The 18,713-nt window shown below is 71.9% G+C and carries 22 protein-coding genes; 9 read left to right on the top strand and 13 right to left on the bottom strand.

Annotated elements, in window-relative coordinates; translation table 11 throughout:
* Positions 1-6 precede the first annotated feature (6 nt).
* Both AB0M59_RS04075 and AB0M59_RS04070 read left to right on the top strand, forming a co-directional pair.
* A complete protein-coding gene (locus AB0M59_RS04075) occupies positions 7-1,203 on the top strand; it encodes an oxidoreductase (RefSeq protein WP_364608240.1) in 1,197 nt (398 codons plus the stop codon).
* A 16-nt stretch (positions 1,204-1,219) separates the two neighbouring features.
* A complete protein-coding gene (locus AB0M59_RS04070) occupies positions 1,220-2,140 on the top strand; it encodes a VOC family protein (protein WP_364608236.1) in 921 nt (306 codons plus the stop codon).
* A gap of 135 nt (positions 2,141-2,275) precedes the next feature.
* On the opposite strand, the gene AB0M59_RS04065 is transcribed toward AB0M59_RS04070, so the two are convergent.
* Entirely contained in the window at positions 2,276-3,388 is a 1,113-nt protein-coding gene (locus AB0M59_RS04065) for an NAD(P)/FAD-dependent oxidoreductase (protein ID WP_364608231.1), read from the bottom strand.
* 69 nt (positions 3,389-3,457) lie between these two features.
* Between AB0M59_RS04065 and AB0M59_RS04060 the strand changes: the two genes are divergently transcribed.
* Both AB0M59_RS04060 and AB0M59_RS04055 read left to right on the top strand, forming a co-directional pair.
* Positions 3,458-4,135, top strand: a complete 678-nt coding sequence (locus tag AB0M59_RS04060) for a TetR/AcrR family transcriptional regulator (protein WP_364608228.1) — start codon at positions 3,458-3,460, stop codon at positions 4,133-4,135.
* 89 nt (positions 4,136-4,224) lie between these two features.
* A complete protein-coding gene (locus AB0M59_RS04055) occupies positions 4,225-5,868 on the top strand; it encodes a CotH kinase family protein (RefSeq protein ID WP_364608225.1) in 1,644 nt (547 codons plus the stop codon).
* Between the two features lies 1 nt (position 5,869).
* Here the strand turns inward: AB0M59_RS04055 and AB0M59_RS04050 are convergent, their stop codons facing one another.
* On the bottom strand, positions 5,870-6,748 hold the full coding sequence (locus AB0M59_RS04050; RefSeq protein WP_364608222.1) for a hypothetical protein: 879 nt from the start codon (positions 6,746-6,748) through the stop codon (positions 5,870-5,872).
* 52 nt (positions 6,749-6,800) lie between these two features.
* On the bottom strand, positions 6,801-7,520 hold the full coding sequence (locus AB0M59_RS04045) for a TetR family transcriptional regulator (RefSeq protein WP_364608219.1): 720 nt from the start codon (positions 7,518-7,520) through the stop codon (positions 6,801-6,803).
* An 87-nt stretch (positions 7,521-7,607) separates the two neighbouring features.
* Here AB0M59_RS04045 and AB0M59_RS04040 point away from each other — a divergent pair, with 87 nt between their 5' ends.
* The 3 genes from AB0M59_RS04040 to AB0M59_RS04030 all read left to right on the top strand — a co-directional run bounded on the left by AB0M59_RS04040 (position 7,608) and on the right by AB0M59_RS04030 (position 9,964).
* Positions 7,608-8,075, top strand: a complete 468-nt coding sequence (locus tag AB0M59_RS04040; protein WP_364608216.1) for a glycogen operon protein GlgX — start codon at positions 7,608-7,610, stop codon at positions 8,073-8,075.
* A gap of 87 nt (positions 8,076-8,162) precedes the next feature.
* Positions 8,163-9,110 (top strand): GNAT family N-acetyltransferase, encoded by a 948-nt coding sequence (locus tag AB0M59_RS04035; RefSeq protein ID WP_364608211.1) that lies wholly within the window; start codon positions 8,163-8,165, stop codon positions 9,108-9,110.
* Between the two features lie 161 nt (positions 9,111-9,271).
* Positions 9,272-9,964 (top strand): signal peptidase II, encoded by a 693-nt coding sequence (locus tag AB0M59_RS04030; protein ID WP_364608203.1) that lies wholly within the window; start codon positions 9,272-9,274, stop codon positions 9,962-9,964.
* 10 nt (positions 9,965-9,974) lie between these two features.
* Here AB0M59_RS04030 and AB0M59_RS04025 read toward each other — a convergent pair whose 3' ends face one another.
* From AB0M59_RS04025 to AB0M59_RS03990, 8 genes are all read right to left on the bottom strand, one after another.
* Entirely contained in the window at positions 9,975-10,943 is a 969-nt protein-coding gene (locus AB0M59_RS04025) for a sensor histidine kinase (protein ID WP_364608198.1), read from the bottom strand.
* Positions 10,940-11,782: an MEDS domain-containing protein gene (locus AB0M59_RS04020; RefSeq protein ID WP_364608509.1), complete on the bottom strand. Its 843-nt coding sequence runs from the start codon at positions 11,780-11,782 to the stop codon at positions 10,940-10,942. The genes AB0M59_RS04025 and AB0M59_RS04020 overlap by 4 nt, the downstream gene beginning before the upstream one ends.
* A 50-nt stretch (positions 11,783-11,832) precedes the next feature.
* A complete protein-coding gene (locus tag AB0M59_RS04015; protein WP_364608193.1) occupies positions 11,833-12,342 on the bottom strand; it encodes a DUF664 domain-containing protein in 510 nt (169 codons plus the stop codon).
* Positions 12,343-12,360: 18 nt separating this feature from the next.
* Complete coding sequence (locus AB0M59_RS04010; RefSeq protein WP_364608190.1) at positions 12,361-12,873, bottom strand: DinB family protein; 513 nt, start codon at positions 12,871-12,873, stop codon at positions 12,361-12,363.
* A gap of 197 nt (positions 12,874-13,070) precedes the next feature.
* Positions 13,071-13,739, bottom strand: a complete 669-nt coding sequence (locus AB0M59_RS04005; protein ID WP_364608187.1) for a hypothetical protein — start codon at positions 13,737-13,739, stop codon at positions 13,071-13,073.
* 19 nt (positions 13,740-13,758) lie between these two features.
* Entirely contained in the window at positions 13,759-14,124 is a 366-nt protein-coding gene (locus tag AB0M59_RS04000; RefSeq protein WP_364608506.1) for a hypothetical protein, read from the bottom strand.
* A 32-nt stretch (positions 14,125-14,156) separates the two neighbouring features.
* A complete protein-coding gene (locus AB0M59_RS03995) occupies positions 14,157-14,525 on the bottom strand; it encodes a roadblock/LC7 domain-containing protein (protein ID WP_364608184.1) in 369 nt (122 codons plus the stop codon).
* Positions 14,526-14,948: 423 nt separating this feature from the next.
* The gene (locus tag AB0M59_RS03990; RefSeq protein WP_364608181.1) at positions 14,949-15,929 is read right to left on the bottom strand and encodes a sigma-70 family RNA polymerase sigma factor; all 981 of its coding nucleotides are present in this window, start codon (positions 15,927-15,929) and stop codon (positions 14,949-14,951) included.
* A gap of 97 nt (positions 15,930-16,026) precedes the next feature.
* Here AB0M59_RS03990 and AB0M59_RS03985 point away from each other — a divergent pair, with 97 nt between their 5' ends.
* On the top strand, positions 16,027-16,593 hold the full coding sequence (locus tag AB0M59_RS03985) for a dihydrofolate reductase family protein (protein ID WP_364608177.1): 567 nt from the start codon (positions 16,027-16,029) through the stop codon (positions 16,591-16,593).
* Between the two features lie 107 nt (positions 16,594-16,700).
* Complete coding sequence (locus tag AB0M59_RS03980; protein WP_364608172.1) at positions 16,701-17,144, top strand: hypothetical protein; 444 nt, start codon at positions 16,701-16,703, stop codon at positions 17,142-17,144.
* On the opposite strand, the gene AB0M59_RS03975 is transcribed toward AB0M59_RS03980, so the two are convergent.
* Both AB0M59_RS03975 and AB0M59_RS03970 read right to left on the bottom strand, forming a co-directional pair.
* Positions 17,128-17,751 (bottom strand): NAD(P)H-binding protein, encoded by a 624-nt coding sequence (locus AB0M59_RS03975; RefSeq protein WP_364608163.1) that lies wholly within the window; start codon positions 17,749-17,751, stop codon positions 17,128-17,130. The two genes, AB0M59_RS03980 and AB0M59_RS03975, sit on opposite strands and share 17 nt — an antisense overlap.
* On the bottom strand, positions 17,748-18,650 hold the full coding sequence (locus tag AB0M59_RS03970; protein WP_364608157.1) for an EamA family transporter: 903 nt from the start codon (positions 18,648-18,650) through the stop codon (positions 17,748-17,750). The genes AB0M59_RS03975 and AB0M59_RS03970 overlap by 4 nt, the downstream gene beginning before the upstream one ends.
* Positions 18,651-18,713 lie beyond the last annotated feature (63 nt).

Here is an 18,713-nt window from a genome sequence, read left to right as displayed (position 1 = left end):
GCCGTCATGACCCTCGCGACCGAACAACCCGCGCCCACCCGCGAGCAGATCCTGACCCGCATCGCGGACATCCGGCCGCTGCTGGAGAAGAACGCCGCCCAGGGCGAGGCCGACCGGCGGGTCGCCGAAGAGAGCATCGCCGCGCTGACCGACGTCGGCGCGTTCAAGATCGCCCAGCCGCGCCGCCACGGCGGTTACGGGCTGCCGGTGCGCGCGATGCTCGACGTCTCGTCCGCGGTCGCCGAAGCCGACGGCGGCACCGGCTGGGTCGTCGCGCTGAGCAACGTCTGCGCGTGGCTCGCCGGGCTCTTCAGCGTTCAGGCCCAGGACGACATCTGGGGCGCGGACCCCGACGCGAAGGTGTCCGGCGTGCTGGCCCCGACCGCCGAAACGACCAAAGTGGACGGTGGCTACCGCGTCACCGGGCGTTGGTACTACAACTCCGGTTCGTGGCACGCCGACTGGGCGGCCCTGGGCATCCCGCTGACCGACGAGCGCGGCGAGGTCGTCGACCAGGGCATGGCGCTGCTTCCCCGCACCGATCTCGGCTTCGAAGACACCTGGTTCGTCGCCGGGATGCGCTCGTCGGGCTCCAACTGCCTGATCGCCGACGACGTCTTCGTGCCCAGGCACCGCGTGATGTCCGTACCGCCGGCCATCGGCGGCCAGTACGCCAACGGCGAGCCCGAGGAGGATCTCTTCCGCGCCGCGCTCGTCCCGGTGCTGACGCTGGTGCTGGCCGGGCCGCAGCTGGGTCTCGGCCGCAAGGCGCTGCAGCTCGTCAAGGAGAAGGCCGGCCGCAAGGCGATCTCCTACACCAGCTACGCGACGCAGGCGGACTCCGTCGCCTTCCAGCTCCAGCTGGCCGAGGCGGCGATGCGGATCGACACCGCCCACCTGCACGCCTACCGCGCGGCCGGCGACATCGACGCGGCGTCGGCGGCGGGCACGTATCCCGGCGTCGAGGCGCGCGCCCGGACCCGGGCCGACACCGGCTGGGCCGTCGAGAACATCACCCGCGCGATCGACGTCCTGCTCTCGGCGCACGGCGCGGGCAGCTTCGCCGACGTCAACCCGCTGCAGCGGATCTGGCGCGACTCCGCCGTGGCCGCCCGGCACGCGATCGCGGCGCCCGTGGTCAACTACGAGGTCTACGGCAAGGCGCTGCTCGGGCGCGACGACCAGATCACCCCGCTCGTCTGACCCGGAGGGACCCGTCATGAGCCTGCACCGCCTCACCAAGATCGCCATCGGCGTCCCGGACGTCGACGAGACCGCCAAGTACTACACGGAGTTCGGCCTCACGCCGACCGCGTCCGGCTTCGCCACCGCCGACGGCGGCGAGCAGCTCGAACTGCGGCAGACCCGGCAGCGCCGGCTGCTCACCCTCGGCATCGGCGCCGACGACCCGGACGACCTCGGCCGCATCACCGCGTCGCTGGCCCGCCTCGACGTCGAGAGCCGCATCGAAGGCGACGCCCTCCACACGAAGGACCCGGTGACCGGGCTCGACGTCGTCGTGTCGGTCGCGCCGCGGCTGCAACAGGAACCGCCGGAACCCGTGGCCTACAACCGGCCCGGCGCGGTGCGGCGCGCGAACACCCGCGCGCCCGGCATCGACCGGGAGCCGCCGGTGCGGCCGCGCAAGCTCGGCCACGTCGTGTTCGGCTCGACCGACCAGGCCGCCACCCAGCGGTTCTTCACCGAGGGCCTCGGGTTCAAGGTCAGCGACGAGGCGCCGGGCCTGGCCGCGTTCATGCGCTGCTCCACCGACCACCACAACGTGCTGGTGCAGCAGGCGCCGGTGAGCTTCCTGCACCACACGTCGTGGGAGGTCGACGACGTCGACGAGGTCGGCCGCGGCGCCACCGCGATGCTCGAAGGCCACCCGGAGCGCCACACCTGGGGCCTGGGCCGGCACTACATCGGCTCGAACTTCTTCTGGTACCTGCGCGATCCCGCCGGCAACTTCTCCGAGTACTACTCCGACATCGACTGCATCCTCGAGGACCAGCTCTGGGAGCCCCGCGTCGTCGCCGGCGAGAAGAGCCTCTACGCGTGGGGCCCGCCGCCCCCGCCGTCGTTCCTCGCGCCGGAGGACCTGGCGGACCTGATGACCGACGCCCACGACGGCGCCTGACCGCGCCGGTGTCGCGCGTAGCCCGGACCAAGGTCTTGAATGAGTCATTCAGGACCTCCGAAGACCTGAATGACTCATTCAAGACCTTCGCACTCGCGCCGCGCTGTCAACGACCTCGGGCGCGTGGGGGTCGGTTCACTGACCACCACGGGTGAACATGGCGACCAGGCTGTGCGGTGCGTCGTCGCCGAAGAGCAGCTCGTGGAGCTCGTTGCCGTCGGCGGCCGCCTCGGCGCCCCGGACGAACATCGCCCGCTCGAACTCGGCCAGGGCGGCCTCGACGTCGTCGTGCGCGGCGAGGGCCCGGCCCAGCTCGGCGCCGTCGAGCATCGCCAGGTTCGCGCCTTCGCCGTTCGGGGCCGCGAGGTGGGCGGCGTCGCCGACGAGCGTCACCCCCGGCACGCGGTCCCACCGGTGCCCGACCGGCAGGGTGTGGAGGGGGCGCAGGACCGGCGCGGTGTCGCCGTCGGTGATCAGCGCGGTGAGTTCCGGGGCCCAGCCCTCGAACTCCCGCGCGGTCCGCTCGGTGGCGGCGGCCGCGTCGGTGAAGTCGCCGAACCAGTCCAGCGGCTCGGTCAGCGCGACGTAGGTGTGCAGGGTGCCGCCCTTCTCGCGGTGGGCCTGGATCCCCTTGCCCGGCGCGAGCGCTAGCAGGGCCCCGCCGCCGACCGCCTTCGCGGCGGCCGGGTGCCGGGTGTCGCCGTCGTAGAGGAAGGTCTCGACGTACGACCGGCCGAGGTACTCGGGCGTGGCGCCGGAGAGCAGCGGCCGGACCTTCGACCAGGCACCGTCCGCGCCGACCAGCAGGGTCGTGGTGACCGCGGTGCCGTCGGCGAACGTCACCACGTGGCGGCCGTCGCGGAGCGCGCGGACGCCGGTGACCTTGTGTCCCCAGTGGACGGTGCCGTCCGGGAGCGAGTCGAGCAGGAGCTGCCGCAGCTCGCCGCGAGGCACTTCGGGGCGCCCTCCGGTGCCGTCGTCGGGCTCGTCGTACAGGACCGAGCCGTCGCGGTCGAGGACGCGGGTGGCCTGATGACCCTCCAGGACGAGGCCGCGGAACTCGTCCGTCAGGCCGGCCGCTTCGAGGGCGACCTGGCCGGTGTCGTCGTGGATGTCGAGCAGGCCGCCCTGCCTGCGGGCCGTCGGGGACGGTTCGGCCTCGTAGACGGTGGCCGAGATGCCGTGGACGTGCAGGACGCGAGCGAGGACGAGGCCGCCGAGCCCGGCGCCGATGATCGTGACGTTCATGATGTCTCCTTCGAGTTCTGGAATGTCATTCCATCTTGGAACGGCGTTCCAGATATGTCAAGATGAGGCATGGCACCCCGCACCCGCCGCCGCACCGAGGCCCTCAGCCGCGAGCGGATCGTCGAGGCCGCGGTCGAGCTGCTCGACACGAGCGGTGAGACCGGGCTGACGTTCCGGACGCTGACCGAACGCCTCGCCACCGGAGCGGGGGCGATCTACTGGCACGTGGCGAACAAGGACGAGCTGCTGGCCGCGGCCACCGACGGCGTCCTGACCACCGCGCTGAGGGCCGGCTCCCCCGGTTCCCCGCGCGACGAGATCCGCGCGGTCGCACTCGGGCTGTTCGACGCGATCGACCACCACCCCTGGCTGGCCACCCAGCTGGCGTTGCAGCTCGCGCGCGGGTCGGTGACACCCCGGATCTTCGAAGTCATCGGCCGGCAGGTCCGCGAGCTGGGCGTGCCGAAGGGCCAGTGGTTCACGACGACGTCGGCGCTCGTGAGCTACATCCTCGGTGCGGCCGGCCAGAACGCCACGAACGCCCGGAGCGCGGTGCCGCACGCGAACCGGGACGAGTTCCTCAACGCCGTCTCGAGTGCCTGGGAAGACCTGGACCCGGAGGAGTACCCCTTCACCCGGGCGGTCGCGGCCGAACTGCGCGGGCACGACGACCGCGAGCAGTTCCTCGCCGGGGTCGACCTCGTCCTCGCCGGCATCACGGCCGTCCACCTGCCCCGAGCCGAGTGACAGAGCCACGGGAAAACGGCGCAGTCGCAAAATTCATCGCTGAAATTTCTGCTCGCCCGATCCGGGAAATCCGGTTCTACACTGGCGAGATGGGCGATCAGGAACAACAAGCACTCGATTCCCTCTACGAGATCGACAACGTGCTGACGATCAACATCGTGCTACCGCAAGCGGACTGGGACGCGGTGCGCACCGAGCAGCCCGCCGGCGGGGTGTGCAACTTCGACTGGGCCGGTGGCAGCCGTTACACGTGGCGGAAAGCATCGGTCGAGATCACCGGCACGAAGTTCCCCGCCAAGACCTCTTTCCCCGAAGTGGGGATCAAGAAGAAGTCCTTCTGCGGTTCGATCAACAGCGACAAACCGTGCCTGCACATCGACTTCGGGAAGTTCCTCGACGCCAACAAGCAGCCGATCCAGAAACTGATCGGATCGCGGTACCTCACGCTCAACAACTCGATCCAGGACGCCTCCTACGTCCGGCAGCTGCTCGGCTACAAACTGTTCGAGCTCGCCGGACTGCCCTATTCCCGTGGCAACTTCGCGCGCGTGCTCGTCAACGGCACGCCGATCGGCCAGGGAACCGGGGCCGGCAGTCCGGGCGTCTTCGTGAACGTCGAACCGATCATGCCCCGCTACATCGAACGCAATTTCGACACCACGAAGGGAAACCTGTACGAGCTCGAGCACAAGGACGACTTCGTCGACGAGCGCTTCGATCTCATCGGCGTGGAATCGCTCTCGAAGTTCGAGGACAAGGCCGACCTGCGGTTCGCCGTCGACCACATCGCGGCGAACGGGCTGGCCGGCGCGAGCGAGGTGTTCGACCTCGACCAGTTCGTCAAGGTCTACGCGATGGAGTTCTTCCTCAAGCACTGGGACGGTTACTCCCGCAACACCAACAACACCTACGTCTACAACGACGTCGACGCCGTCGCGGCGCCCGGCGTGGACGACGTCCGGTTCAAGATGATCCCGTGGGGCCTCGACCAGACCCTGCAGCCCGCCCGGCACTTCCGGATCGACACGGCCGGGCTGCTCGCCAAGCTGGTGCGCGACGACCCGGGCCGCCGCGCGCAGCTGATCGGCCAGATCCGCGCCTACCGCGACAGCGTGTTCGGCTTCAAGACCCAGGAGACGGTGCTCAAGCCGCTGCTCGAACGGATGGCGGCGCTGCTGACGGGACTCGGCGTGCCCGACGTGCCCGCGCAGGTCACCACGGTCCGCAAGCAGCTCCGGCTCGCCACGTCCGCCGGTTACCTCCGCGGCGGCCTGCCCGGGGCCGACGGGGCGCACGTCCGCGAGGACGTCACCAACGAGTGCATGCACGCCGGCGGCACCGAAACCTTGCCGGCGGATCCCGGGAGCTTCGAAGTCGTCCACCGGCCCCGGCCGGCCGACGTCGACGACGCGGACCTGTGGTGCTTCGACACGCTCGGCGCCGGGAAGTCGCTCACCAGCAAGGCCTCCGGCCGGTTCCTCTACGCGAGCACGACGGAGTCGAGCCCGGGCCGCAAGCTGCTCGGCACGCGTGCGGCGGACGACGCCGACCACGCCGAGGAGTTCTCGGTCGTCCCGGTCGATCCACCGGACGACGAGTTCACCTTCAGCGGTTATTTCACGCTGAGGAGCGTCCGGACCGGCGCGAGCGCGGCCTTCGGAACCGATCCCACGGCGAGCGGGCGACCCCGGGTCCACCAGGATCCCACCGCGTCGAAGCTGTACTTCTCCTGAGTCAGAGGACCGCGTAGCCGCCGTCGTCGTCGACGATGAGGATCTTCCGCTCGTCGCCGAGGGAGAACGTCGTGACGCCTTCCGGCTTCGCGCTCCGGTGGAAGGTGAAGTCGAGCAGCCGGACGGTGTCGCTGCCGCGGTCGCACGTGCCGAGCTGGAACGGCGCGTCGCCGTCGCTGGCCGACCGGCCGAGCAGGAGGAGGAGATCGCCGGTTCGTTCGTCGCGGGAAAGGTCGCGAATGCCCTGCACCGCGGTCGATCCCGGGATCCGGACGGACCGCAGGGTGGGCGTGCCCAGTGCGTCGGTCGTCCACTTCCCGCCGACATCGACGGGGACCCGGATCAGGGTGACGCGGCCGGGGACGGCCGGTCCCCGCAGGCCGAACAGCAGCGCGCCCGCGTCCCAGACGAGGCCCTCGACGTTCAGCCCACCCGCGTCCGGCTCCAGCCGGCCGGCCGCGGCGAGGGTGGGCACGTGCGCGAGCAGCCACTCGCGGAACCCCGCCATCGGTTCGGCGGGCAGGTCGCCGCCGGGGCGGTACCGGACGCGCACCAGGCCGTCGTCGACCCGCTGTCGCCGGCCGCTTTTCGCGACCGCCAGCGAGGAACAGACGACGAGGAACGTCTCGCCGTCGAGATCGACGCGGGTGAGGCCTTCGGGATCACCCAGCCCCTCGGCACCGGCCAGCCGGCGCCGGTGGATCCGCTCCACGGTTTCCGCGTGGGCGTCGAACGTCATTTCGAACAACGCGGTGGGGTCTTTGTTGTCGACGAAGGTGAACCGCCGGGAACCCGTCCGCACCACGCCCGAAGCGTTGAACGGAACCTTGCCGTTCTTTTCGGGGAACGGCGTCGGCTTGACGTGTTTCCGCTTCGCCACCGGTCGAGTGTAAACCGCCCGCGAAAGGTGTGGCACTCAGTGCCAGTGGCGGTCAGCCGCGCAGGACCTCGCCGACCCGGGCGACCACCTCGTGCAAGGGTGTCGCCGTGGTCAGCACCGCGACCACCGTGGCCGCCTCGCCGCCCGGAGCCCGGAACGCGTCGATGACCAGCGCGAACGCCTCGGTCGCGGTGGCCTTGATGTCGCCGGTGCCGCCGGTGCGCAGCCAGCGCCGGAGGACGTGGTTGTTGGCGGCCGCGATCGCCGCCGCGGCGACGGCCGCGCGCAGGCTCGCCGTCGCGTCGCCCTGCTCCTCGTAGCGCGCCTGGAGGTAGCGCGCGAGCACCCGCTGGTAGCGGTCGACGGTCGCGACCTCCTTGTCCCGCAACGAGGGAACCGTGCGGGTCAGGGCGAACCGCTTGAGCGACAGGTCGAGGTCGGCGGCGTAGGAATCGAGCACCAGGCCGACCGCGGCGCACGCCACCTCGACCGGGTCGCGCGCCGGGTCGGCGGCGGCGAACTCCTCTTCCATCTCCGCGACGATCTCGTCGTGGTTGGCGAAGAGCACGTCGTCCTTGGCGTCGAAGTACCGGAAGAACGTGCGGCGCCCGACGCCGGCGGCGGCCGCGATGTCGTCCACCGTGGTGGCCTCGTAGCCGTCGGCCGCGAACAGGTCCACGGCCGCGGAGGCCAGGGCGCGGCGCAGCTGCCGCCGGCCCGCGGGGGTCGCCCCGACCCGGGTGGCCGGCGCGCGGCGCGGCGAATCCGTCATGGCCGGACGGTAGCAGCCGCACTTGCTAGCGGCACTGAGTGCCGTTACGCTGGCGAACCTCACCCACCCCGTGGAAAGGCGCCGCCGATGTCGCTCGACCAGCAGGTGCCGACGAGCACCCCCGCGCCCCGCGACCCGGTGGGCGACCGGGTCGACGCCTACTACGGCCGCCTGTTCGGCTGGCCGGTGAAATGGCGCGGCGTCCACCCGTTCCTGGCGCTGGAGAACGGGATCTGCGCGGTGACGCTGCCCAAGCTCAGCGCGGGCCCGGTCCTGACCCGCCTGGCGGCGACGGGCTGCCAGGGTCCGGCCATGCACCTGCCCACCCAGCAGGGCCCCCGGGTGGCCCTCCTCGCGGAGACCGACGGCCTGATCCCCCCGCGTTCGGAGCTGCCCCGGAACGTCGAGGTGCTGGCGTGGGGCACGCTGCTGCCCCTGCCGGTCGGCACGCGGCGGGTGGACGTGGCGACGGAGTGGCTCTCGGCCCCGGATCCGCAACAGCGGTGGCTGCCGAGCCTGACCGCGGTCCTCGCGGGTATCCCCGAACGCCTGTAGCCCGGCCGGCTCGACGAGCACACGCCGCGCGAGGGCCCGCCGAAAACGGTTCGACGGCCCCGCCGGGTCCTGACACAGTGGCCGACCATGGTGCACGTCGAGCTGCTGACCGCCGAAGACGTCGGACTCATGCAGGGCCTCGCGCAGCGGATCACCGCCTCCCGGCCGGATCTGGTGAACAGCGACGCGTCGTACGGCGAACTGGCCTGGAACTGGGGCCGGGGGCACGCGGCCGACGGCGGGAGCTGGCCGCGGCGGCTGTGGTTCTCCGCCAGCGAACTCGTGGCGTGGGGCTGGGCCCAGCTCCCGCGCCGGGTGCGGCGCACCGACGGGTCGGTGAAGGACATCACCAGCGCTTACCTGGCCTACCAGGTCGACCCCGAGCACGCCGGTCTGGTGGACGAAGTGATCACCTGGTTCGACGCCACCGCGGGAAACATCGAGCGCACCGTGCTGCCGGGAGCCGCCGACGGCTTCGCGCTGGAGCGCTGGGCGGCGCACGGCTACGCGACCGATCCGGCCGCGCTCGGCGACACCGGGTCGTGGTCCCAGCTCAACGAGCGGGACCTCACCGACGTGGAAAATCCAGTACTGCCGCAGGGATTCCGGGTCCGCACCGCGGACGACGCCGGGCCGGCGGCCGCGGTCCAGGCTCACGTCGACGCGTGGGCTCCGACGTCGTACACGGCGTCGGCCTACGACGGCGTCCGGCAGACTCCTGCCTACCGCGGTGACCTGCACGTGCTGGTGGAGGCACCGGACGGGACGATGGCGGCCTCGGCGATCCTGTGGCTCGACGAGGTGAACAAGACCGTCGAGTTCGAGCCGGTCGGGACGCACCCGGGCTACCGGCGGCTCGGGCTGGGCCGGGCGATGATGCTCCACGGGATGCACCGAGCCCGGGCGGCGGGCGCACGGCACGCGACGGTCGCCTGCCTCGGCGCGCCGGGGCACCCCAATGCCCGCGGGCTGTACTTCGGCGTCGGGTTCCGGGAGCTGTCGCGGGACGCGCCGCTGATCAAGACCGCGGGCTGAGCCCGTTCGTCACAGCGGATAAGTCCACAATGGACAGCGCGCCTCCCGGAGTTTGACGGCGCCGCCGGTGGGGTATTCCCCAACCCCGCGATTCCACGCAGCCCGTCGCCCCCCGTCCGGGCCACGGCCCGTGGTCGCCCGGCCCGGGCTGTGAGGCAACGATGACCCATTACGGCACCGCCGGGACACCCCGGCTCGAAGCGGTAGGTCTCGGCGCGAAGGTCTCCCGGCCGCCGTGGACGGCGTTCGCACTGGTCCTGGTCGTCGTCGCGGACCAGGTGACCAAAGCGTGGGCCTGGCGCGAAGTCCCCCGGGCACACATCAACTTCGGCGGCAACCCGCTGGTCGGGCCGGTCGTCGGCGCCTGGTACGCCGGTCCCGTGACCGGGGCGGTGCTCGACCTCGCCGGCAGTGCGCTGCTGACGGCCTGCGTGCTGCTCCTCCTGCGCCGCCGGCACCCGGTGCTCCTGCGGGCGCCGGCCGCGCTCGCGATCGGCGGCTGGATCAGCAACCTGCTCGACCGCCTCGGGCTGCACCACCTCACCGCGCCGGGCAGCGTCCGCGGCGCCATCGACTTCGTGCCGGTCGGCAAGTACACCTTCAACGTCGCCGACTTCTTCATCATCGGCGCGACCCTGGTGTTCGCGCTCGCCCAGGGCTACCGCTGGGCGACGGCGAGGCTGTCCCACGTCACCGCCGACATCCCCCGCCCCCGGCCGCGGCTGCGCACCCCGGCGCGCATCGTGACGGTGAGCGGCGCCGCCGTGCTCGTCGCCGCCGTGACGCTCGGGGCCACCCACTACGGCGGGACGACGCATCCCCCTCGCGCCCACCGGACCTCCGCGACCCGGTGAGCGGCGTCGCTCAGTCCGTGGTGCGGTGGAGCCACGGGTTCCCCGCGGTGAGCCGGGCGGTGAAGCCGGTCTCGTCGCGGTGCAGGGTCACCTGGCTGCAGATCTGGTGCGCGATCCACAGTCCGCGGCCGCCGACCTGGCGGTCGGCCGGCAGCAGGCCGGCGAACGGGTCCCCGGGGCCCTCGCCGGCGTCGTGGACGGTCACGACCACGTGGTCGGCGTCCGCCCAGACCCGCATCGTGACCGGCGGGCGGCCGTGGCGCACCGAGTTGTCGACGATCTCGCTGACCGCCAGGACGAGGTCGTCGACCTCGGCGACGGGCAGGTCGGTCTTGGCGATGCCGAGCACGGCGTGGCGGGCCGCGGACGGCTGCGGGTCGGCGAGCTCGACGAGCGGGGCGGTGTGCTGGATCGGGTGGAGCGTCATCGGCCGCGGGCCGGTCAGGAAGGCCGGCGGGTCGACGTAGCCGGTGTTGCTGTGGTGCCCGCCGCCGGGCGTGGCGACGAACGGGTGCGTCCGGGCGACGTCGTCGAGCACGTGCCGCGGGGTGGTCCGCGTGTCGTAGGCGCACATGCTGCGCAGCGGGAACTCGTCGTAGGCGTGGTTGACGGTGGCCTCGTAGCGGGCCCACCAGTCCCACGACGTGTCGATCGCCTTGCGCGGGATCTCGCCGAAGATGCGGATGCCGGCCGCGCCGCCGGCGACGAGCCCGGCCATCATCTCGCGGTAGGACTTGATCGCGGCGGCGGGCCGCACGTAGAAGTCGTCCGTCGCCAGGTACTGCGCGCCCGCCGAGGGGGTGAGCGCCCGGCGCACCAGCTCGGCGTGGTCCGGTTCCAAGGACACGAAGGTCGGCTCGCCCGCGGTCAGGCCGGCTTCGAGGAACGGCACGGCGACGGCGAGCAGTTCGGCGTCGGAGCGGTACTGGACGGCGGCGTGGTCGTAGCCCTTCGGGGCGAGCTGCGGGGCGGCGGTCATGAGACGCGCTCCACGCGGACGCCGGGCAGGCCGAACAGCTCGAGGAGCCGGCCCGGAGTGGTCAGCCGCGTCCGCAGGACGACCGTCGTGTCGTGGCGCTCGGCGTAGTCCGCGACGTCGAACAGGCTGCGGTGGTCGATGAAGGCGAGGCCGGCGGCGTCGATCGCGACCGGTTCCCCGGCGGAGCGCAGGTCGGCGCGCTCCAGCGCCAGCGGCCACAGCCGGCCCACCGCCGTGTCCAGCTCCCCCGCCAGCGCGGCGACGTTCCCGGCGCGCGCGTGGCCGTGCAGGTGGAACGGTGTCGCGCCTTCGTGGGCGGCCGGGTGCATGCAGGCCAGCTGCGCGACGACCTCGTCGCTCAGCTCGTCGAGGTCGTAGCCGCACATCGCCGACATCGGGTTCGCGGCCATGAAACGGTCGACGAGGTGCTCGTAGCGGGCGAAGGCGTCCAGCTGGGCGGGCGTGCGAACCAGCGACGTCGCGTCGGCGGCGACGCGCAGCCCGGCGAACCCGGCGGCCAGCGCCTCCGCGGTCGCCGTGGCGTAGCGCCCGACCTGGCCGGCGGGGTCGACCACGGTCCCGGTGGTGTAGGTCGAGTCCACCGACGAGACCCGCACGGCGCCGCGGCGGAACCCTTCGTCGAACCGGCCGTCGGCCCGCAGCCGCGCGGTCAGCGACGCCTCGTCACCGGGGGCGACGTAGAGCACCCGCTCCCCCGCGGCCAGTCCGTCGGCCAGATATTCCCGCGCGTGGACGGCGAATCCGGCCCGCCGGCGGAAGCCGCGGCACACGTGGCTGCGAACCGGCGACGGTGGCTCGCTGTCCCGCTGTGTCGGCATCTGCACGGTCCGAGACTACGCCGCCGGGGGCCGCCCCGATGAGACGGCGGTCACGGCAGGTCGAAGGTCGCGCGCCCGGGCCGGGGGTGCTTCGCGGAGGGGCTCCGGAGCAGGACGTCGCGAGTCAGTTCGAGCTGACCGTGGTGTTGCGCGAGCTCTTCGAAAACGTGCTGCAGCGCACCCCCTTGCGAACGGGCCGCCGGGGTGTCCGCGTACTTGGCGGGCGCCGGCGCGCGCAGCGGCGCGGCGGACTCGGCCACCGCCAGATCGGCGCACAGCTGTTCCTTGGCGGCGGCGACCCGCTCGATCATCTCCTCCGCCGGGCCCGACGCGGTGAACTCGGCGGCCCGGTCACGCTCCACCGAGCGGCCGGCGACGAGCGAGCCGGCCCAGAACTCGAGCACGCCGAGGCAGTGCGTGACGATCGCGTAGGGCGTGTTCGCCCCGGGCAGGGGCGGGCGCCGGTTGACCCGCTCGTCGCCCAGCTCCGCGAGGATCGCCGCCATCCCGTCGAGGGCACGGCGGGCGAACCACAGGTAGTCCTCGTCATTGATCTTCATGTGCTCCCCCCGGTCCGGTCACCCGTCGAAGCCGGTGGCGCCGTCGATCTGCTCGCGGAGGATGTCCGCGTGCCCGGCGTGCCGCGCGGTCTCCTCGATCAGGTGAACGTAGATCCACCGCAGCGAAACGCGGCCGAGCCGGGGCATCGGCACGGTGTCGTCGAGCGCGAACCGCGCGGCCACCCGCCGGGATTCCGCACAGGCGCGTTCGTAGTCGGCGACGAGGTCCTCGACGCCGGTCACCGCGTCGACGGTCCAGCCGTCGTCGGCGACCCGCACACCCGCCTCCGGCCGCCCGTCCAGGACGCCGGTGAACCATTCCCGTTCGACCGACGCCAGGTGCTGCAGGAGTCCGAGGAGCGTCGTCGGCGAGGGCACCAGCCGGCGGCTCGCCTGTTCCGTGGACAGGCCCGACACCTTCCGGACGACGATGCCCCGGTACAGGTCCAGGAACGTCTCCAGCACCTCACGTTCGCCGCCGGCGGCGACCTGCTCGTCCGGGCTGAGCGGTGGGTCCGGGGACGTCGTCACGCCGCCGACCCTACCGGCACGACTGACAGGGTCCCGTCCGTTCGCTACAGCGGCCGCGCCCGCCGGGCGATCTCCGGCGGACCGCACCGACCGTCCCCCGGGACACGATCGCCTCGTCCACTGTGGACGCTCATGGGGCGCACCCGCCGCCACGCGAGAAAGACGTGGGATCGACGATACGATCGGCGGCGGGCCGGTCAGGACGAGACTTCCATCTCCAGCCCCATGATCCGGACGGTGCGCCGGCGGCGGAGCCAGCCGCGGGCGGGCGCGCCGTCCGGGAGCTCGTCGAGGATCGCCTTGCGCTGCGCCGCGGTCGTCGAACGCCAGCGCATCGCGAGCACCGGGCGGACCGGTGCGATGAACGGGCGCACCCGTTCGTGCGCCCCGGACAGCCGGATCTGGTAGTCGCGGTCCGGCCGGTACGCGAGGTCCAGGTCGATCAGCGGCTCGGTGCCGCCGGCGCGGTGGTGGCTACGCGACAGCACGCGGGCCAGCTCGTCCAGCGCGACCTGCAGGGTGCAGGGCATCTGGTCCTGCCAGCGGCCGAGGCGCGGGGCGTTCACCGCCGCCGCCGTGACGTCGGCCGCGAGCACCACCAGGGCCCGGACCGGCGTCCCGGCGAGTTCGACGCGGATCCGCCTGCCGTCCGCGTCGACGGAGAAGCGGAGCACCCGGTCGGCCACGACGGCACCCGACCGCAGCCGGACCCACTCCTCGACGGCGCCGGGCGAAGGGCAGGACGACACGAACGTGAAGGCCAGCTCGTCGCCGGCGAGGTTCATCGCCACCGGGAACAACGAACCGAGGTCGTGCATCAACGCCGTGCCGATGACGAGTGCGGCGCGGGAGCCGCCTCCGGTCATCCCCCTCTCCTCCCTCCGGCTACACCTGCAGGTCGGTTTCGATGCGTTTGAGGTAGTGGCGGGCCAGCGCGAGGTTCGCCCGCTCCCGGTCCAGCACCAGGTACAGGAACAGCGAGTTGCGCGAGGTGTTGATCAGCCGGATCAGGTGGTACTGGCGGTGCAACGTGATCAGGATGTCCTCGATGGTGTCGTTGAGCGCGAGCGAGGACATCACCCGCAGCTTCGCCCGCACGACCTCGGTGTTGCCGGCCGCGGCGACCTCCAGGTCGAGCCACTCGCCGCCGCCGCTGGTGCCGAGCGACATGCCGCTTTCGTAGTCGACCAGCGCGACGCCGACGGCGCCGGCGATGGACATGGCTTCCTTGAGCGCGGTGTCGATGTTCATCATCATGCCTCTTCCTTCCGTTGAACTGCTTGCTACGCGGCCAAGATCGTGCCGATGCGCTCGATGACGGGCCGGGACTCGAACAGGAGACGCCCGACGTTCAGGCCCTTGTCGCCCAGGACGACCATCAGCGCCAGCCGGCCCACGGCGTAGACGGCCATGTAGCCGTCGCTGCCGAACACGACGGTCTGGCTGAGCGTGCCCTTGCCCGTCATCTCGGCGGCCTGGCGCGCGATCCCGAGATCGGCCGCGGCGAGTGCGGAGATCTTCGCCGGATCGAGGTATTCGTCCGCGTCGGCGATGATCGGTATCCCGTCGACCGCGGCGAGCACCGTACCGGTCACTCCCGCTACGCTTTCCCGGAGATTTCGCAGCTCAGCGGCGAGTGCGTCGAAGTTCAATTCTCTCTTTCCTTCGTAAACTGGCAGCCGAAGAAATGATCATCCGTTCGGGTTGCCCTGCCGCGGGGACCCTACCGCCATCATCACTTCCCGCCTATCAACAGTAGTTGCTCCCTTGACGCCTTTACACGATCGGGTGAAGCGCAACGGTTGGTGTAACCGAAATAAATTCACCGGCGGACTGATGTCCATTAATCACGTCGCAGGCAGCGCCGATGTTCCCGATTTTCGGCGAGGTACCTGAAATGCGCTTATGCCACCAAGGGCGTCCGATCACGGTTATATCTCTGCGTGATCGGCAGTTCACTTTCGACCATTCGCCGCGCGACGAGCCTCGAGCCGCTTGGTAACCGGCGTCCGACTCCAGCGCGTCAGGGCCGAAGCCCCTCGGCGGGTTGCTGACTCACATCCGGCGAAAACCCCTTATTCCGGCAGTGAACGCGGCAGACCGAACGCCGGGAGCACGCTGTTCTCGAAACGCGTCATGGCACAGATCCGCTCTCCGGCCAGCTCGAGGACGTACAGGCCGGTTCCGTGGCGGACGCCCGACGGGCCGCGCAGGTACGCGCCGAACGCCGGTTGGCCGTTGGCGCGCGTCGGGACGAGGGCGAACCGGCGGCCCGCGGCGAACAAACCGGCGCAGAAGCAGGCCGCGACGGCGCGGCCCTCGTATTCGAACGGCAGCGGCGGCATCGCCAGGAAGACGTCTTCGGTCAGCAGGGCCACGAGCGCGTCGATGTCGGCGCCCTCCCAGGCGCGGACGAAGTTCGCCACGATCGCGTTCTCCGCGGGCGAACCCGGCGCGGGCGGCGGCTCACCGGATTCCCGGCGCCGCAGTCCGGCGCGAGCCCGCTTGAGGGCGCTCTTGACCGAGTCGACCGTCGTGTCCAGCATTCCGGCGACCTCGGTCGCGGGAAAGCCGAGGACGTCGCGCAGGACCAGCACGGCCAGCTGACGGGGCGGCAAGGCCTGCAGGGCCGTCACGAACGCCAACGAGACGGATTCGCTCCGCTCGTACCGCGCCTCCGGGCCGAGTGACGCGGGAAGGAGAGCGTCGGGAAACGGCTCGAGCCAGACGACTTCGCCGAGCCGGGTCGGCTCGGGCGGCTCGACGCCGGGGATGTCCCACCCCTCGGCCGGGCGCCGGGCGGCCGAGCGCAGCGCGCTGAGGCACCGGTTGGTGGCGATCCGGTACAGCCAGGTGCGGATCGACGCGCGGCCGTCGAAACCGCCGAGCCCGCGCCAAGCCGACAGCAGGGTGTCCTGGAGCGCGTCCTCGGCGTCCTGGAACGAGCCGAGCATCCGGTAGCAGTGCACCTGCAGCTCACGGCGGTGCGGCTCGGTCAGCGTACGGAACGCCTCGCCGTCGCCGGCCCGCGCCTTGCCGATCAGGTCCGTTCCCATCCGGCCGCTCCTCCTCGTTGCCATTCTGTATGGACGCCGGCGACGACGCGAAGGGGGCGGCCGCCCCTTTTCCCGGTCCCGCGGCGTCGGAACCGGCATGGGAAAAATCATCATCAGCGAAAACGTCACGCTCGACGGAGTGATCCAGGACCCGACCGGCGAGGAGGGCACCGGCCGCGGCAGCTGGTTCACCTGGATCGGCGACCGGGACCGGGAAGAGTGGGCCAAGGTCGAGTACGAAGAAGCGCTGGGCGCCGAAGCCCTCCTGATGGGACGGCGGACCTACGCGTACTTCCTCGGACGCGGCTGGGCGTCGCGCACCGGCGAGTGGGCGGACCGGCTGCGGAGGCTGCCCAAGTACGTCGTCTCGTCGACCGCTTCCGAGAGCGGCGGCTGGGGCGCCACGAAAGTCGTGGCGATCGAGGAGGTCGCGAAGCTGAAAGAAGAGGTGAGTGGGGAGATCGTCGTCTACGGCAGCGGGCAGCTCGTGCGCGACCTGATCGAGCGCGACCTCGCCGACGAGCTGCGGCTGATGATCTACCCGTTCGTGCTCGGCGCGGGCGAGCGGCTCTTCCCGGAGACGAGCGGGGTCAGGCCCCTGCGCCTGACCGGTGCCCGCGCCGTCGGCGACACCCTCGCCCTGCTGACCTACGCAAGAGGGTGACCCCGCCGGACCTCGGCCGAAAGGACGAGGTCCCCGGTACCTTCGGCCGAGGTGGCCGCCCACCCCGCTCCCCTAGCTTGATCATCGACCGGGAGTGAGGAGGCGTCATGAGGTTGCGCACCAGAAGGGCCGGAGTCATCGCCGTCGCGGCCGGGGCCGCGGTGGTGGCGATCGGGGCGACCGTGATGGCCACCGCCGCCGATCCCGTCGCGCCGGAGATCGTCAGCGCGACGCCGGCCGAAGCCGGACACGAGACCGAAGGCAAGTACACCGCCGGGGACTACGTGCTGAACGTGCACGAGCTGAACGGCGACGGTGAAGGCATGGGCACCACGATCGGCCCGCACACCGCGTACTACTCGAAAACCTTGCACGGCACCGCATCCTGGACGCCGGTGGTCATCAAGTTCTCCGTCGGCCGCGACAGCGACGCGCCGACCGTCTTCGCCTACCCGGTCCCCGGACCGGGTAAGGGCGTCGACTGCGTCGCTTCCGGCACCGAGGCCGCACCGCTCGTCCGGTGCGAGACCAAGGTCAGTAGCCGACCGTGAAGTGCCGGTCCGCGCCGGCGTTTTCGAGCTCGTCCACGACCGCGGCGGCGAGGTCCTCGGCCGAAATGCGCGACGACCCGTCGGGGCGGGTGAGGAGCGACGTCGTGCCCCGGCGGTAGTCGCCGGTGCGTGGACCGGGCTCCAGCACCGCCGGCGGGCTCAGGTAGACCCAGTCGGCGGCGGGGTGCGCGCGGCAGACGTCGAGCTGCGCGGCGCTGGCCCCGGCGATCGCGCGGTACTCGGGTGGGACGTACCGCGGGTCGTCGAGGACCAGGCCGCCGCCGGGGACCCGGAGCGGGGCCGCGCCGCCGACGACGAGGACGCGGGTGCCGGCCGTCGCGGCCGCGTCCAGCAGCGCCGACGTCGTCGCGGTGACCGTGTGCTCCTCCCCCGGCGCGGGACGGGCCGCGGCCACCACCGCGTCGGTGCCGGCGAACACCGTCGCCATCCGGTGCAGGTCGCCCGCGTCCGCCTCGACCACGAGGACGCTGGGTACTTCGGGCCGTCGCGTCCGCACGATCGCGACGAGGTCGTGGCCGCGCCGGGCGGCTTCGGTGAGAACGCGGGAGCCGACCATGCCGGCCGCGCCGACGACGGCGATCTTCACGAGAGGTGTCCTTTCCGGACGAACGGGGTGGGGAGCTGGCCGGCGACGAGCGCGGCCAGCGCGAGCGCGAACCCGGCGAGCTGCACCGGGCCGAGCGTCTGGTGCAGGACAACCGCGCCGAGGACGGCCGCGACCAGCGGGGAGAGCAGCGCCAGCACGGCTACCGACGCGACCGGCAGCGTGGTGACGCCGCGGAACCACAGGGCGTAGGTGAGCAGCCCGCCCACCAGGCCCAGCCAGAGGTAGCCCAGCACCGCGCCGCCGTCGATCGACGGCGGCGCGCCCTCGAAGACGGCCGTGAACGGCAGCAGGAACAGGCCGCCCGCCGTGAGCTGCCAGCCGGCGAACGCGGTCGGGCCGACCCCTGCGGGCCGTCCCCAGCGCTTCGTCAACGTCACGCCGAGGGCCATCGTGACCGCGCCACCCAGCCCGGCCGCGACGCCGACGCCGTCGAAGGCCGCGGCCGGCCCGATCACGACCAGGCCGACGCCCGCCATGCCCACCGCACCCCAGCACAGTCGCCGGCCTGACAGGCGTTCGCGGAGCACGGCCACGGAGAGGACGGCGACCACGAGCGGCTGCGCGGCGGCCAGCGTCGCGGCCACGCCGCCGGGCAGGCGCTGGGCGGCGACGAACAGCAACGGCAGGAACAGGCCGATGTTGAGCACGCCGAGCGCGGCGGCCTTCCCCCACCACGCTCCGCGCGGCAGCGTCCGGGTCAGCGCCAGCGCGATGAGCCCGGCCGGCAACGCCCGGAGCAGGCCGGCGAACAGCGGGTGGCCGGCGGGGAGGAACTCGGTGGTGACGATGTAGGTGGTGCCCCACACCGCCGGCGCGAACGCCGTGAGCGCGATGCGCGGCAGGTCCACGCGGGTTTCGCGCTGGAGTTGGTCGGTCATGCGGAAAGTCCACCCGAAACGGATCCATGAGTCCAACACATGTTCGTCACCGCTGCGATCGTG

Origin of the sequence: Amycolatopsis sp. NPDC051371, assembly GCF_040682155.1 — a bacterium.
In the GTDB taxonomy this organism is placed as follows: Bacteria; Actinomycetota; Actinomycetes; order Mycobacteriales; family Pseudonocardiaceae; genus Amycolatopsis.
Note: the sequence above shows the minus strand (reverse complement) of the source record. Positions and strands in the feature narration are given on the sequence as shown.

Excerpts from the sequence above, each read along its gene's own strand:
- AB0M59_RS04035 (WP_364608211.1), top strand. The coding sequence starts at position 8,163 with ATGGTGCACGTCGAGCTGCTGACCGCCGAAGACGTCGGACTCATGCAG.
- AB0M59_RS04045 (WP_364608219.1), bottom strand. The coding sequence starts at position 7,520 with ATGACGGATTCGCCGCGCCGCGCGCCGGCCACCCGGGTCGGGGCGACC.
- AB0M59_RS03970 (WP_364608157.1), bottom strand. The coding sequence starts at position 18,650 with ATGACCGACCAACTCCAGCGCGAAACCCGCGTGGACCTGCCGCGCATC.
- AB0M59_RS04020 (WP_364608509.1), bottom strand. The coding sequence starts at position 11,782 with ATGCCGACACAGCGGGACAGCGAGCCACCGTCGCCGGTTCGCAGCCAC.
- AB0M59_RS04000 (WP_364608506.1), bottom strand. The coding sequence starts at position 14,124 with ATGAACATCGACACCGCGCTCAAGGAAGCCATGTCCATCGCCGGCGCC.
- AB0M59_RS03980 (WP_364608172.1), top strand. The coding sequence starts at position 16,701 with ATGAGGTTGCGCACCAGAAGGGCCGGAGTCATCGCCGTCGCGGCCGGG.
- AB0M59_RS03985 (WP_364608177.1), top strand. The coding sequence starts at position 16,027 with ATGGGAAAAATCATCATCAGCGAAAACGTCACGCTCGACGGAGTGATC.
- AB0M59_RS03990 (WP_364608181.1), bottom strand. The coding sequence starts at position 15,929 with ATGGGAACGGACCTGATCGGCAAGGCGCGGGCCGGCGACGGCGAGGCG.
- AB0M59_RS04005 (WP_364608187.1), bottom strand. The coding sequence starts at position 13,739 with ATGACCGGAGGCGGCTCCCGCGCCGCACTCGTCATCGGCACGGCGTTG.
- AB0M59_RS04025 (WP_364608198.1), bottom strand. The coding sequence starts at position 10,943 with ATGACCGCCGCCCCGCAGCTCGCCCCGAAGGGCTACGACCACGCCGCC.
- AB0M59_RS04040 (WP_364608216.1), top strand. The coding sequence starts at position 7,608 with ATGTCGCTCGACCAGCAGGTGCCGACGAGCACCCCCGCGCCCCGCGAC.
- AB0M59_RS04075 (WP_364608240.1), top strand. The coding sequence starts at position 7 with ATGACCCTCGCGACCGAACAACCCGCGCCCACCCGCGAGCAGATCCTG.
- AB0M59_RS04030 (WP_364608203.1), top strand. The coding sequence starts at position 9,272 with ATGACCCATTACGGCACCGCCGGGACACCCCGGCTCGAAGCGGTAGGT.
- AB0M59_RS04015 (WP_364608193.1), bottom strand. The coding sequence starts at position 12,342 with ATGAAGATCAATGACGAGGACTACCTGTGGTTCGCCCGCCGTGCCCTC.
- AB0M59_RS04070 (WP_364608236.1), top strand. The coding sequence starts at position 1,220 with ATGAGCCTGCACCGCCTCACCAAGATCGCCATCGGCGTCCCGGACGTC.
- AB0M59_RS04065 (WP_364608231.1), bottom strand. The coding sequence starts at position 3,388 with ATGAACGTCACGATCATCGGCGCCGGGCTCGGCGGCCTCGTCCTCGCT.
- AB0M59_RS04060 (WP_364608228.1), top strand. The coding sequence starts at position 3,458 with ATGGCACCCCGCACCCGCCGCCGCACCGAGGCCCTCAGCCGCGAGCGG.
- AB0M59_RS04055 (WP_364608225.1), top strand. The coding sequence starts at position 4,225 with ATGGGCGATCAGGAACAACAAGCACTCGATTCCCTCTACGAGATCGAC.